This window comes from Streptomyces inhibens, from assembly GCF_003389455.1.
GTDB classification, from domain to species: Bacteria; Actinomycetota; Actinomycetes; order Streptomycetales; family Streptomycetaceae; genus Streptomyces; species Streptomyces inhibens.
Genome location: NZ_QUAC01000173.1, coordinates 1 through 12,458, shown reverse-complemented (window position 1 = coordinate 12,458; position 12,458 = coordinate 1). Strand labels below are relative to the sequence as shown.

Genomic DNA, 12,458 nt, shown 5'->3' with positions numbered 1-12,458 from the left:
GGGCCTTCTTATCTTGTTTCCCCTCCGCCCACCCCCCTTCGGGGGGTGGGCGGGTGTAGTGGTGCGGTTCCGCGGCTTGGGCTCTCCCGCCCGCCCCGCCTGACGCACCTGGCCTGCCCGCCCCGTCCGGCGCACCTGGCCCGCCCGCCCTGTCCGGCGCACCTGGCCTGCCCGCCCCGTATCTCCCGCCTGCCCATACCGTCCCGCCCGTCCCGGCCCCCGGCATTGTCAGTGGGCCTCGGCATGATGGTGGTATGCGTGCTGCCCGGCTGATCAAGATGGTGTTGCTGCTCCAGTCGCGGCCGTCGATGACGGCCGCCGAGCTGGCGCGGGAGTTGGAGGTCTCCGAGCGCACGGTCGCCCGGGACGTCCTCGCCCTCTCCGAGGCCGGGGTGCCCGTTTACGCGGATCGCGGCCGGGCCGGCGGCTACCGCCTCATCGGCGGCTATCGCACCCGTCTCACCGGCCTCGGCCGCAGCGAGGCGGAGGCGCTCTTCCTGTCCGGAGTCCCCTCCGCGCTGCGCGAGATGGGGCTCGCGGACGCCGCCTCCGCCGCCCGTCTGAAGGTCTCCGCCGCCCTGCTGCCCGAGCTGCGGGACGCCGCGACCGGCGCCGCCCAGCGCTTTCATCTCGACGCACCCAACTGGTATCAGGAGCCCGAGACCCCCGCCCTGCTGCCCGCGATCGCCGATGCGGTCTGGGACGACCGCCGGATCACCGCCCGCTACCTCCGTAAGGGCACCGAGGTGGAGCGGGAGTTGGAGCCGTACGGCCTCGTGCTGAAGGCGGGGGTCTGGTATCTGGCGGCGCGTACGCAGGGCGACTACCGGGTGTATCGGGTCGACCGGTTCACCGCGGTCGAGTTCGGCGACGCGAACGAGCGTAGCGGCGCGGACGAGGGTGGCGGGGCGGACGACAGCAGCCAGGTCGGCAGGACCGGCATGACCGGCACGACCGGAGGCCGCTTCCTCCGCGACGAGTCCTTCGACCTCCCGGCGTTCTGGGCGGAGCGGGCCACGCAGTTCACCCGCTCCCTCCTGCGCGAGGAGGTGGTGCTCCGGCTCTCGAAGCGTGGCGTGCTGCAACTGCCGTACGTCACCGAGCGCATGGCGGCTCGCGAGGCGATCGAGGCGGCCCAGGCGGCCGGAGGCCCCGACGCGCACGGCCGGCTGACCGTCACCCTGGCCGTGGAGTCCGCCGAGGTCGCCTACGCCCAGCTGCTGGCGCTCGGCCCGGAGGGCGAGATACTCGCGCCCTCCGGGCTGCGTGAGCGCTTCGCGGCGGCCGCCCGACGGACGGCCGCCCTGTATACGTAGCCCGCTCTCCGTACCCCGAGGCGAGGGCACCGCTACCGGTAGTCCGCCGCGCTCGCGTCCTTCCCCCCGAAGACCACATCCTCGAAGTAGCCGAAGCAGTCGGGCCGGGAGCCGTCCGTGTCCGTGAAGTCGTACTCCTTCGCCAACTGGCCGCTGGAGAGCGACTGTCCGCTCCAGCGCCGCCTGTCCGGATCGGCGGCCAGCGCGCGCACCGAGCGGGCGATCAGAGCCGGCGACTCGGCGATGGCGAAGTGCGGCTCCTTGGCCACCGCGTCGCGCCAGGTCTCCTCCGTCACCCCGAAGTGGTCGAGCATCTCCTCGGACCGCAGAAAGCCGGGGGTGAGCGAGACCGCCGTGCCGTCGTACTCCGTCAGCTCGGCGGCGAGGCCGAAGGCCATGCGGTGCGGGGCGTTCTTGGTGAGGTCGAAGCAGAGGTTGTCACGGTAGGTGCGGTTGAAGGCGGCGGTGCCGTCGGTGACCTCGACGACCAGTCCGCCGGGCCGCCTGATCAGCAGCGGCAGCGCGTAGTGGCTGGTGATGATGTGGGTGTCGATGCCGAGGCGGAACATCCGCAGCCCGTTGTTCAGATCGAGGTCCCACAGCCTGGTGTTGAACTCGATCAGCCGGTCGCCGCCCCAGACGCTGTTGACCAGCACATCCAGTCGCCCCTGCTCCTGGTCGATGCGCTCGATCAGCGCCTTGACCTGCATCGGCTCCAAGTGGTCGGTCGGTACGGCGATCCCGGTGCCGCCCGCCGCGGTCACCAGCTCCGCGGTCTGCTCGATGGTCTCGGTGGGCCGGCCGACCTCGCTGACCCGCTCCCGGGTCGTCCGCCCGGTCACGTACACCAGGGCACCGGCCCGGCCCAGCTCCACCGCCATCGCCCGGCCCGCGCCCCGGGTCGCCCCGGCGACCAGTGCCACCCGTCCCGCCAGTTCTTTCCGTTCCGTCACGTACGCCACTCCTCGCTGTCAGGTGCCTCGCATCCGTACACCGCGACCCTGACAGCGATACCCGACACCTTCTGTCCGGATTCCGTGGCCGTTTTACCGGCGACCCGCCACCGTTCCCGCCTACGGCCGAAGGGCCCGCACGCTCCCCCCGCCCCGCAGTCGTCCGACGACCTCGGCCGAGGCGTTCTGCCCGGCCGGTGCGGCGAGCGTGGCCGATGTGCCGGTGGCGCGTACCCCGCCCGTCGCGTCGATACCACCGACCTCCCGGCTGCCGGCCGCGAGCAGATACCACTTCCCGGACTTGGCCTGCCAGTGGACGTCACCGACCACATGCGGTCCGAAGCGGCTGCATGCGGCGGTGTTGGCGGCCCGTCCGGCGAGCCGCCCGGGGTCGGCCGGGCGGGTGGCGGGCGGCAGGAACCGTACGGTCACGCTGCCGGGCCCGCGCCAGGTGTCGGCGCGGGTGCACACCCAGGTCGCGCTGCCGCCGTTCTCCGGGAGCTGCTGCGCGGCGAACGCCCAGATGTTGACGGACCGTACGCCGGCGCCGCGCAGCGACCGTAGTTGACAGGCGGTATGGGCCAGCCCGGCCAGCGCCGGGGGGCCGGTCGCCTCGCGCGGGCCGCTGCCCGGCCGGTCGCCGGACGGCGGCGGCAGGTACGTCAGATGGACGGGGACGAGATCGTCGAGGTCGGTGAGCAGGAAGGCGGGGTTCGCGGCGGCGTCCACGATCCGCGTCGAGGAGCGGAATTGCGCCACCGGCCAGCGTCCGCAGCCGGCGCCCGCCGCGGGCGGTGTCGGGATCCGGTCGGTGACCCCGTCCGGGGCCACATGCAGGCCGTGCACCGGGGCGCCGGCCACCAGCAGGTCGCGGACGGCGACATCGGAGATCCATGGCGCGAGCAAATAGCGCATCCAGCCGTTGCCGCGGCCGATCACCAGCGCGGCGCCGGTCGTCAGATCCGCGCCGTCGACGCGGGCGAAGTGCAGGGTGGGGGTGGCGTCTTCGGGTTCGGCGTAGCGGACCAGGCGCTCCCCGTCGTGGAGGACCACCACCATGACGTTGTCGATCAGACCCGCGTACAGCAGCTGCGGCGGATGGTCGGGCGGCCGGGTGGAGGTGTCGGCGGCCGCGGTGATCCGGGCGTCGGCGGGCGGCGCCGCCCAGACCCGTAGCGCCCGTGCCAGCAGCTTTTTGTCGCCGGCCTGCCGGCCGCGGGCGGGCCAGGCGGTGAAGTCCACCCGGGAGGTGTCCGCCCACTGCTCGTTGGGGGTGCGCAGCAGCCGGGCCGGGTCCAGCGCCTGCTGTGCGGCGGTCTCGGCGCGCCCGGCCCGGTCCCCGTCGCCGCCCGGCACCCCGGCCACCACCGCGCCGATCGCCACTACGGCGGCGAGGGCAACCGATGTCCGCACCCGTTGCCGGCGGCGCAGCAGATCCGTCGGCCGGGTCTGTACCGTGCACGGATCGAACTCGCCCGAGTTCAGCAGCGTCGCGGCGCCGGCCCCGGTCTCCCGGTCCAGCTGCCCGGCCGCCCGCTGCGCCGCGTCCGGGTCCTCGATGCCGGCCCGCGCCAGCACGGCGCGGGCCGCGTCCTCGTCCAGGCCCTCCAGATGCCACAGTCCGATGGCGGCCCGCACCGCCGCGGGGACGGCGGACAGCGCCTGGTCCAGGGCGAGTTCATCGACGCCGCCGGCCCGGGGAAAGAGCCGCAGCCCCCACACCACGGGCACGGTCGGCAGCCCCAGGCCCTGCCGTCCCTCGTACGCCAGCGCCAGCCGCAGGGTCCGCAGCCGCACCAGGTCGTAGCCGGATTCGGCCGCCGGGCCGCGCTGGGCGGGCAGCCCGCCGTCCGGTCGGGGTCGGCGGGCCCGCCACGGCAGCGCCCGCTGGACCAGGCCGTGCGCGGTCAGGACCCGGCGGTGGCGGCCCATCAACGGGGGCAGTACGAGGTAGGCCAGGCGGACGAGCCGTGGGTAGTGCTCGACGATGGCCGCCTCGGCCCGCTCGACTTCGGCCCGGGTGCGTTCGTCCATGGGCATCGCCTGAAACAGCCCTTCACGAAATGGCAGATATGCCGTCGTTCGGTCGTTGCAAGCCTTCCAACGAGTGATTCTTGGGACGGTCACACGACGGAGCGCCGATCCGGAGGAGCGATCACCGCTCCGGACGCCCCGTCACCGGTCCGGATAACGACCCCGTCGCATCTGGGGTACTCGGCATGCGGCGCGCGGCGGCAGGGCAGATGCTGGAGCGGTGATGGACGAGACGGAGTTCTGGGAGCTGATCGACAGTTCGCGCGAGGCCGCCGAGGGCGACCCCCAGGAGCAGGCCGACGCGCTGGTCGAGCGGCTGCTCGGGCTCGACCCGGACGCCGTCGTGGACTTCGCCCGCCACTTCGAATCCCGTTACAACCGGGCGTACGCCTGGGATGTGTGGGCGGCGGCCTCCGTGATGCTGGGCGGGGCGAGCGACGATGCCTTCGACTACTTCCGCTGCTGGCTGATCGGCCAGGGCCGGGAGATCTTCGAGGGCGCGCTGCACGACCCGGACCAGCTCGCCGAGCTGCTGGACGACTTCGACGAGGCGGTGGACGGCGATGCCGAGGAGCTGGGTTACGCGGCCGACGAGGCGTACGAGCAGATGACCGGCGGCGTGATGCCGGACCTGGGACTGCCCCCGGCGCCCCGCGAACCGTTCGGCACCTACCTCGACTTCGACGACGACCAGGCCCTGGCGGAGCGCTTCCCCCTCCTGTGGGACCGGTTCAAGCCATAGCGGGCACGGCGGGCCGGACCGCAGATGCCGCCACCGGCCTGTCGGTGCGGGCAGTATGGGCCATATGCGGATCGCGATCACCGGCTCGACCGGTCTCATCGGCACGGCGCTCGTACAGTCCCTGCGCGCGGACGGACATGAGGCCGTCCGGCTCGTACGGCGCGAGCCCACCGCCGCCGACGAGGTGCGCTGGGACCCCAAGGGGCAGGAGGTCGACACGGCCGGGCTGACCGGCTGCGAGGCGGTCGTCCATCTCGCCGGCGCCGGGGTCGGCGACCATCGCTGGACGGCGGCCTACAAGCAGGAGATCCGCGACAGCCGGGTGCTGGGCACCCGGGCCATCGCCTCGGCCCTCGCCTCGATGGACACCCCGCCGCGGGTCTTTGTGTGCGGCAGCGCGATCGGCTACTACGGCGACACCGGTGACCGGCGTACGGACGAGAGCGCACCGGCCGGTACCGGGTTCCTGCCGGAGGTCTGTGTGGCCTGGGAGGACGCCGCGAAGCCGGCCCAGGACGCGGGCATCCGGACCGTCTTCGCCCGCACCGGTCTGGTCGTGGCGCGCTCGGGCGGCGCCTGGGGCCGGCTCTTCCCGATCTTCCGGGCCGGCCTGGGCGGCCGGCTCGGCGACGGCAGCCAGTACTGGAGCTTCATCTCCCTGCACGACCACATCGCGGCGCTGCGCCATCTCATCGGCACCGAGGGCCTGGCCGGTCCGGTCAATCTCACCGCGCCGGAACCGGTCACCAACCGCGAGGTCACCGCCGTCATGGGCCGCGTCCTGAACCGCCCCACGCTCTTCACCGTCCCGGCGCCGGCCTTGCGTCTCGCGCTCGGTGAGTTCGCCGGTGATGTGCTGGGCAGCCAGCGGGTGATTCCGCGCCGGCTGCTGGACTCCGGGTTCACGTTCGCCCATCCCCGGATCATCGAAGCGGTGCGGGCCGCATAGCCGCGCGGCCGTCCACTCCGCGTAGGCGTCCGGCCCGCAAGACCGAGCTTTGGCCAAGGGTGCTCCGGCGCGCCCCCGGGCGCCCCCTGTCGCCGGCGCCGCCGGCTCCCTACCGTCCTCGCACACACCACTCGGCATCCCGCGCGGCGGCACCGGGCATGACTTCGGTGCACCGCCGCTGGGACCGATCTCGGGAGGGCATGTGCTGCGCGCCGCATCGATCGTGGACGTCGTCATCGTGGGAGCCGGCCCGGCCGGTCTCGCCGCCGCCCGCCATCTGACCGGCGCGGGAGTGTCGGTCACCGTCCTGGAGGCCGCGGACCGGATCGGCGGCCGGTCCGTCACCGACCTCCTCGACGGCTTCCGGCTGGACCGCTGCGCCCGGCCGCTGGCCGTCTCCGCCGCCGAGCTGCGCCGCACCCCGGGCCTCGGCGGTCTGACGCGGCGTCCGTTCGCGCCCGGTCTGTGCGTCCACAACGGCCAACGGGCGCATCGCATCAGTGCGCCCCGGAGCACGAGGGGCGCACTCGCCGCGGCGCGCGCCCTCTCGCGCGCCGACCGCACCACCGGCTCCGCCGCTCCCCCCGCCGGCGCCGCCTCGGCACCACCCGCCGACCGCGCCATCCGCGATGCCCTGGCGAGCCGCCCCACCTTCCCGCCGCGCGCCCATGACACGTTCCTGCGGCCCCTGCTCGGCGCGCTGCTGTGCGATCCGCAGCTGCGCGGCTCCAGCCGTGGCGGCGCGGCGGCGCTGCGCGACTACGTGGAGGGCCGGCTGTGGCTGCCGGCCGGCGGCGCCTCGGCCGTCCCCGAGCTGCTCGCCGCCGCGCTGCCGCCCGGCACGGTCCGTACGTCCGTGCAGGTCACCGCCGTCTCCACCACCGGCGTCAGCACCGCCGAGCACGGCCCCGTCCCCTGCCGCGCGGTACTGGTGGCGACCGGTGCGCGGGATGCGGCCGAGCTGCTGCCGGGGCTGCGGGTGCCCGCCTTCCATCCGGTGACCGTCCTGCACCACACCGCAGCGGCGGCCTTCGGCGGCCGCGGCGCGCCGTCCCGCGACACCGCGCTCATCCTGCCGACGGACGGCCCCGTCGGGTACACCTACCTGGCCGGCGCGATCGACCCGTCCCGTACGCCGCCAGGGCGGTCCCTGATCACCACGACCGTGCTCGGCGCCGCGGCGGCGCTGCCGCTGTCCGTCCTCGACAAGACGGTCCGGCCCCAGCTCGACCGGATCTACGGTGCCCGGAGCGACGACTGGCAGCTGCTGACCGGCCATCACGACCCCTACGCGGTGCCCGCGATGCCGGCCCCGCACGATCCACGCACCGTGCGGGTGCTGTCCGGTCTCTACGTATGTGGCGATCACCGGGACACCAGCACGCTCCAGGGCGCGCTGAGCTCGGGCCGCCGGGCCGCCCGCGCCGTCCTCCAGGACTTCGGCCTGCCCGGTCTCACGACGGAGCCGGACACCGTGCGTACGGCGGCCTGACCACGACGGCCGGGCCCCGCCGCCCGCCGACGCGCCTCACCCCAGCGCCGCCACCCGTTCCCGGTAGCCCCGCACCGCCGCCGCGTCCCGGTACGGCTCCAGGCGGCGTTCGAACTCCCTGACGTACTCATGGGCCCGTACGGACCGCATCTCGGAGGCCTGCAGGGCCGCCTCGGCGCCCAGCGTGCAGGCCTGCTCCAGCTCGCCCAGGCCCAGCCGCGCGGTCGCCAGCACCACCCGGCAGAAGAGCCGGCTGCGGGCGAAGCCGGCGGCGCGCAGCTGCAGGGAGCGTTCGGCGTGCTGGGAGGCCGCGCGGTACTGCTGGAGGTCGCGGTGGCAGTGCGCCAACTCGTCGGCCAGTTGCGCCTCGTCGAAGAAGCGCGCCCAGTACGGGGTGTCGTCGCCGGGGCGGGCGGTCTCCAGCGCCCGCTCCGCGCGGGCCAGCGCCGCCGTGCACGCCCGGACCTCGCCCAGGACGCCGTGGCCGCGTGCCTCAGCGGAGTGCAGCAGTGCCTGGACGACGGGCGGCGCGCTGCTGCCGATGCCCTGCTGTGCGACCCGCGCCAGCTGGACGGCCTCTCTGCCGTGCCCCAGATAAACGGCCTGCCGGCTCATCGTCACCAGGACGTAGGAACCGTACGCACGGTCGCCGGCGGCCTGGGCCAGCCGCAGGGCCTGGACGAAGTACCGCTGCGCCAGGCCGTGTGCGGCAATGTCGTACGAGGTCCAGCCCGCCAGCCGGGTCAGATCGGCGGCGGCCGCGAACAGCCGGCGGCCGGTGGCCTCCCCGTAGGTGCCGCGCAGCATCGGCTCGGCCTCGTGCTCCAGATAGCGCACCAGGGCCTGCCGGGCGTGGCCGCCGCCGTAGGCGTGGTCCAGCGCCCGGAACAGCTCGCCGACCGAGCGCAGCGCCGCGATGTCGCCGGAGGTGACCCGGGAGCCCTGGGTGCGGTCGACGCGTTCGGTACGGCGCTGCCGCGGCACCGAGACCCGGCCGCCCTGGGCGGGCACCCGGACCGAGCCGTCGGCGGCGGTCTCGCCGCGGGCCACGCGTTCGTCGGCGCGGCCGATCAGCCAGTCCCGGCTGGGCACCACGAGCCCGGCCGGGGTGAAGGCGATCTTGCGGAGCTCGGCATGGCTGCCGGAGTCCTTGCGCCACAGACCGCTGACGATGTCCACCGCCTCACTGGGGGTGGCGGCGAATTCCAGCCCGGCGTACACCGGCGCACAGGCGTCCAGCCCGAGGTCCTGGGCGGACAGCCGGCGTCCGAGCCGGCGGGTGAACACCTCGGCGATGAGCGCGGGGGTGGTGCCCCTGGGCTGCTGGCCGCGCAGCCAGCGGGTCACCGACGTCTTGTCGTAACGGAGGTCGAGGCCGTGCTCGATGCCGAGCTGATCAACCCGTCTTGCCAGCCCGGCATTGGAAAATCCCGCCTCGGCGATGAGCGCGGCGAGCTGGCGGTTGGGCGTGTGGTGCGGGGGTCGTTCCGTCATCAGCTTTACCGGTCTCCTGCCTTCCGGGCCGGGCAGCCGGTATCGGCGGCCCCTGTCCGGCATGCTCATCGCCCTTGTGGAACGGCGTGAATGTAACGGCCTTCGGAGCCTTTCTCGCGGCCTGCGCCACGCGTTCATCCGATCGTGTGAGCAGGGGCGGGGGCAGGTCGGACACCGGCCGCCTGCGGGCACCGGGAGCGGCGGCCGTACAGTGGCATGGGCGCGAAGTGGCATCAACGTTGCAGCAAAGTGCAACAGAGGTTCGNGGCATGGGCGCGAAGTGGCATCAACGTTGCAGCAAAGTGCAACAGAGGTTCGAAGAGGAGCTGCCGTGACTGCGATCTCTCGGGGGGAGACCCCCGCACCCGAGGGGCTGCGCTTTGTGCATCTGGGCTTCGGCGCCGAGGCCGTGGACTACGAATCGGCCTGGCAGGAGCAGCGCCGGGTGCACGCCGCCCGGTTCGTCGACGAGGTACCGGACACCTGTCTGCTGCTGGAGCATCTGCCCGTGTACACCGCGGGCCGGCGCACGTCCGAGGACGAGCGCCCGCTGGACGGGACCCCGGTCGTCGACGTGGACCGCGGCGGGAAGATCACCTGGCACGGGCCGGGCCAGCTGGTGGGCTACCCCATCCAGAAGCTGCCGCGCCCGGTTGACGTCGTCGCTCATGTCCGCCGCCTCGAAGAGGCGCTGATCCGGGTCTGCGCCGAATTCGGCGTGCAGGGCACCCGGGTCGAGGGCCGCAGCGGTGTGTGGATCCTGGGCGACCCGGTGGAGCAGCGGGCGGCCCTGGGCGGGCTGAACCTCGACTTCGACCCGCGGGTGACGGACGAGCTGTTCGACCCGCGGCTGAACGGCCCCGAGTACGCACCGTCCAACGCCGGCCAGCGCCGCGAGGACCGCAAGCTCGCCGCGATCGGCATCCGCGTCGCCAAGGGCGTCACGATGCACGGCTTCGCGCTGAACGTGAACCCGGACAACACCTCGTTCGACAAGATCGTGCCGTGCGGCATCCGGGACGCGGGCGTCGCCTCGCTGGCCAACGAGCTGGGCCGCGAGATCACCATCGCCGAGGTGCTGCCCGTCGTCGAGAAGCACCTGCGGGACGTCCTGGAGGGCGCCGAGCTCCTCCCCCGAGCGGTCTGACCCGAGGGGCCGCCGCCATGAACCCCCGACACCGCCGGGAATGCAACCCCGCCGTAGAGGGTTGCCACGCACGTAAAGACGTGCGAATCAACGGGCGTACCCTGGTGTACGCCGAAGAAACGAAGTCGTAGGGAGCCGGACGTGTCCGCAGTCGCACCCGACGGGCAGCAAATGCCAAGGCCTGACGGCCGGCGAATGTTGCGTCTTGAGGTCCGGAACAGCCAGACCCCCATCGAGCGCAAGCCCGAGTGGATCAAGACCCGGGCGAAAATGGGTCCCGAGTACAACCACCTCCAGGGCCTGGTCAAGAGCGAGGGCCTGCACACGGTCTGCCAGGAGGCGGGCTGTCCCAACATCTTTGAATGCTGGGAGGACCGCGAGGCGACCTTCCTCATCGGTGGCGACCAGTGCACCCGCCGCTGTGACTTCTGCCAGATCGACACCGGCAAGCCGCAGGAGCTGGACCGCGACGAGCCGCGCCGGGTCGCCGAGTCCGTGCAGACCATGGGCCTGAAGTACGCCACGATCACCGGCGTCGCGCGCGACGACCTGGAGGACGGCGGCGCCTGGCTCTACGCCGAGACGGTCCGGCAGATCCACGCCACGATGCCCGGCACCGGCGTCGAGCTGCTCATCCCGGACTTCAACGCGGTCCCCGAGCAGCTGGCGGAGGTCTTCTCCTCCCGCCCCGAGGTCCTCGCGCACAACGTCGAGACGGTCCCGCGGATCTTCAAGCGGATCCGCCCCGGCTTCCGGTACGAGCGCTCCCTGGAGGTGATCTCCAAGTCCCGCGAGGCCGGTCTGGTCACCAAGTCCAACCTCATCCTGGGCATGGGCGAGGAGCGCGAGGAGATCAGCCAGGCGCTGCAGGACCTCCATGACGCGGGCTGTGAGCTGATCACGATCACCCAGTACCTGCGCCCCTCCGTGCGCCACCACCCGATCGAGCGCTGGGTCAAGCCGGCCGAGTTCGTGGAGCTCAAGGAGGAGGCCGAGGAGATCGGCTACGCCGGCGTCATGTCCGGCCCGCTGGTCCGCTCCTCCTACCGCGCCGGCCGCCTTTACCAGCAGGCCATCGAGCGGCGCGAGGTCGAGGCGTCCAGTCAGGCGGTTTGAGCTCCCCGGCGCGCCATCTTGTGAAACGTGGCACATGCTGGAGAACACGCGGCCCGCACTCCCCCGACGGGGGGCGTGGCGGGCCGCGTCAACGTTTCATTGGTGTTTGACCGGCAGGTCATCCGTTGGTAACACCTTTCCGTGACGATGGATGCACGCACCGCTCCCGCACCACCCCTGCTTCTCCGATAGCCAGAGGGAGTCACCCACCATGCAGGCCGCGCCGCTCCGCGCCACCCCCGCCCTCCCCATCCCCTCCGTCACCGGCGCACTGCGCGCCGTCGAGGCCGTACTGATGCGCGGCGGGCAGCGCACCGCCCGCCGTAACGCCTGGACGTCGGTCCTGGAGGACCGCCGCCGTGCCAAGGACCGGTACGAGGCCGAGTACGTACTGGAGGCCGCGGCGACCCAGCGCCCGCACGCCACGTAGACTGCGCTGTATGGCGAGGAAGGTAAACGCTGAGGGCGCTGTCGGCGCTGCCGGCGCTGAGAACCCCGGGCGGCTGAAGCAGATCGCCCTGACCTACAAGATGACCCGTCGGGTCGACTCCAAGGTCGGTCTTGTCGTCGCTGGTGTAGGCATCGTCGTATTCGGCGTTCTCCTTGCCATCGGCTTCGCGATCGGCCATCCCATCTACGCGGGGATCCTGGGCTTCGTACTGGCCTTCCTCGCGATGGCGATCGTCTTCGGACGACGCGCCGAGCGAGCTGCCTTCGGGCAGATGGAAGGCCAGCCGGGCGCGGCGGCCGCGGTGCTGGAAAACGTCGGCCGCGGCTGGACGATCACGCCCGCGGTGGCCATGAACCGCAACCAGGACGTGGTGCACCGCGCCGTCGGCAAGGCCGGCATCGTGCTGGTCGGCGAGGGCAACCCGAACCGTCTCCGCGGCCTGCTGGCCGCCGAGAAGAAGCGGATGGCGCGCACCGTCGCCGACGCCCCCGTCCACGACATCGTGGTGGGCGACGGCGAGGACCAGGTGCCGCTGAAGAAGCTCCGTACGACGCTGCTCAAGCTGCCGCGCGTGCTCCCCGGCGCCCAGGTCACGGCGGTCAACGACCGGCTGCGTGCGCTGGGCGACCTGATGAGCAACATGCCGGTCCCGAAGGGTCCGATGCCCAAGGGCATGCGGATGCCCAGGGGCGGCGGCAAGATGCGCTGACCCCCCGAACATCCGACGGATACGGCGAACGCCCCGGAGCTCAGGCTCCGGGGCG

11 protein-coding genes are annotated in these 12,458 nt (G+C 72.9%); 8 read left to right on the top strand and 3 right to left on the bottom strand.

What is annotated here, in order from left to right:
• Window positions 1-254: 254 nt before the first annotated feature.
• Window positions 255-1,316 (top strand): helix-turn-helix transcriptional regulator, encoded by a 1,062-nt coding sequence (locus DY245_RS21995; RefSeq protein WP_128508965.1) that lies wholly within the window; start codon window positions 255-257, stop codon window positions 1,314-1,316.
• Between the two features lie 32 nt (window positions 1,317-1,348).
• Here DY245_RS21995 and DY245_RS21990 read toward each other — a convergent pair whose 3' ends face one another.
• Together DY245_RS21990 and DY245_RS21985 are read right to left on the bottom strand one after the other, a co-directional pair.
• A complete protein-coding gene (locus tag DY245_RS21990) occupies window positions 1,349-2,269 on the bottom strand; it encodes an SDR family oxidoreductase (RefSeq protein ID WP_128508964.1) in 921 nt (306 codons plus the stop codon).
• A 120-nt stretch (window positions 2,270-2,389) separates the two neighbouring features.
• Window positions 2,390-4,303 (bottom strand): hypothetical protein, encoded by a 1,914-nt coding sequence (locus DY245_RS21985; protein ID WP_128508963.1) that lies wholly within the window; start codon window positions 4,301-4,303, stop codon window positions 2,390-2,392.
• A gap of 223 nt (window positions 4,304-4,526) precedes the next feature.
• Between DY245_RS21985 and DY245_RS21980 the strand changes: the two genes are divergently transcribed.
• From DY245_RS21980 to DY245_RS21970, 3 genes are all read left to right on the top strand, one after another.
• Window positions 4,527-5,045 (top strand): DUF4240 domain-containing protein, encoded by a 519-nt coding sequence (locus DY245_RS21980; protein ID WP_128508962.1) that lies wholly within the window; start codon window positions 4,527-4,529, stop codon window positions 5,043-5,045.
• A gap of 64 nt (window positions 5,046-5,109) precedes the next feature.
• Window positions 5,110-5,994, top strand: a complete 885-nt coding sequence (locus DY245_RS21975) for a TIGR01777 family oxidoreductase (RefSeq protein ID WP_181923805.1) — start codon at window positions 5,110-5,112, stop codon at window positions 5,992-5,994.
• A 202-nt stretch (window positions 5,995-6,196) separates the two neighbouring features.
• The gene (locus tag DY245_RS21970; RefSeq protein ID WP_128508960.1) at window positions 6,197-7,486 is read left to right on the top strand and encodes an FAD-dependent oxidoreductase; all 1,290 of its coding nucleotides are present in this window, start codon (window positions 6,197-6,199) and stop codon (window positions 7,484-7,486) included.
• 36 nt (window positions 7,487-7,522) lie between these two features.
• On the opposite strand, the gene DY245_RS21965 is transcribed toward DY245_RS21970, so the two are convergent.
• Complete coding sequence (locus DY245_RS21965; RefSeq protein WP_128508959.1) at window positions 7,523-8,980, bottom strand: NsdA family TPR-like regulatory protein; 1,458 nt, start codon at window positions 8,978-8,980, stop codon at window positions 7,523-7,525.
• 331 nt (window positions 8,981-9,311) lie between these two features.
• Here DY245_RS21965 and lipB point away from each other — a divergent pair, with 331 nt between their 5' ends.
• From lipB to DY245_RS21945, 4 genes are all read left to right on the top strand, one after another.
• Entirely contained in the window at window positions 9,312-10,127 is an 816-nt protein-coding gene (lipB, locus tag DY245_RS21960) for a lipoyl(octanoyl) transferase LipB (RefSeq protein ID WP_244943187.1), read from the top strand.
• A 171-nt stretch (window positions 10,128-10,298) separates the two neighbouring features.
• Window positions 10,299-11,243 carry a lipoyl synthase gene (lipA, locus tag DY245_RS21955; protein WP_128508966.1) on the top strand — a complete coding sequence of 315 codons (945 nt, stop codon included), beginning with the start codon at window positions 10,299-10,301 and terminating at the stop codon, window positions 11,241-11,243.
• 211 nt (window positions 11,244-11,454) lie between these two features.
• Entirely contained in the window at window positions 11,455-11,673 is a 219-nt protein-coding gene (locus DY245_RS21950) for an SCO2195 family GlnR-regulated protein (protein ID WP_128508958.1), read from the top strand.
• Between the two features lie 10 nt (window positions 11,674-11,683).
• A complete protein-coding gene (locus tag DY245_RS21945) occupies window positions 11,684-12,403 on the top strand; it encodes a DUF4191 domain-containing protein (protein ID WP_128508957.1) in 720 nt (239 codons plus the stop codon).
• Window positions 12,404-12,458 lie beyond the last annotated feature (55 nt).

Bases quoted from the DNA above. Each gene is read 5' to 3' on its own strand.
- DY245_RS21975 (WP_181923805.1), top strand. From the start codon at position 5,110: ATGCGGATCGCGATCACCGGCTCGACCGGTCTCATCGGCACGGCGCTC.
- DY245_RS21965 (WP_128508959.1), bottom strand. From the start codon at position 8,980: ATGACGGAACGACCCCCGCACCACACGCCCAACCGCCAGCTCGCCGCG.
- lipA (WP_128508966.1), top strand. From the start codon at position 10,299: ATGCCAAGGCCTGACGGCCGGCGAATGTTGCGTCTTGAGGTCCGGAAC.
- DY245_RS21995 (WP_128508965.1), top strand. From the start codon at position 255: ATGCGTGCTGCCCGGCTGATCAAGATGGTGTTGCTGCTCCAGTCGCGG.
- DY245_RS21950 (WP_128508958.1), top strand. From the start codon at position 11,455: ATGCAGGCCGCGCCGCTCCGCGCCACCCCCGCCCTCCCCATCCCCTCC.
- DY245_RS21945 (WP_128508957.1), top strand. From the start codon at position 11,684: ATGGCGAGGAAGGTAAACGCTGAGGGCGCTGTCGGCGCTGCCGGCGCT.
- DY245_RS21985 (WP_128508963.1), bottom strand. From the start codon at position 4,303: ATGGACGAACGCACCCGGGCCGAAGTCGAGCGGGCCGAGGCGGCCATC.
- DY245_RS21980 (WP_128508962.1), top strand. From the start codon at position 4,527: ATGGACGAGACGGAGTTCTGGGAGCTGATCGACAGTTCGCGCGAGGCC.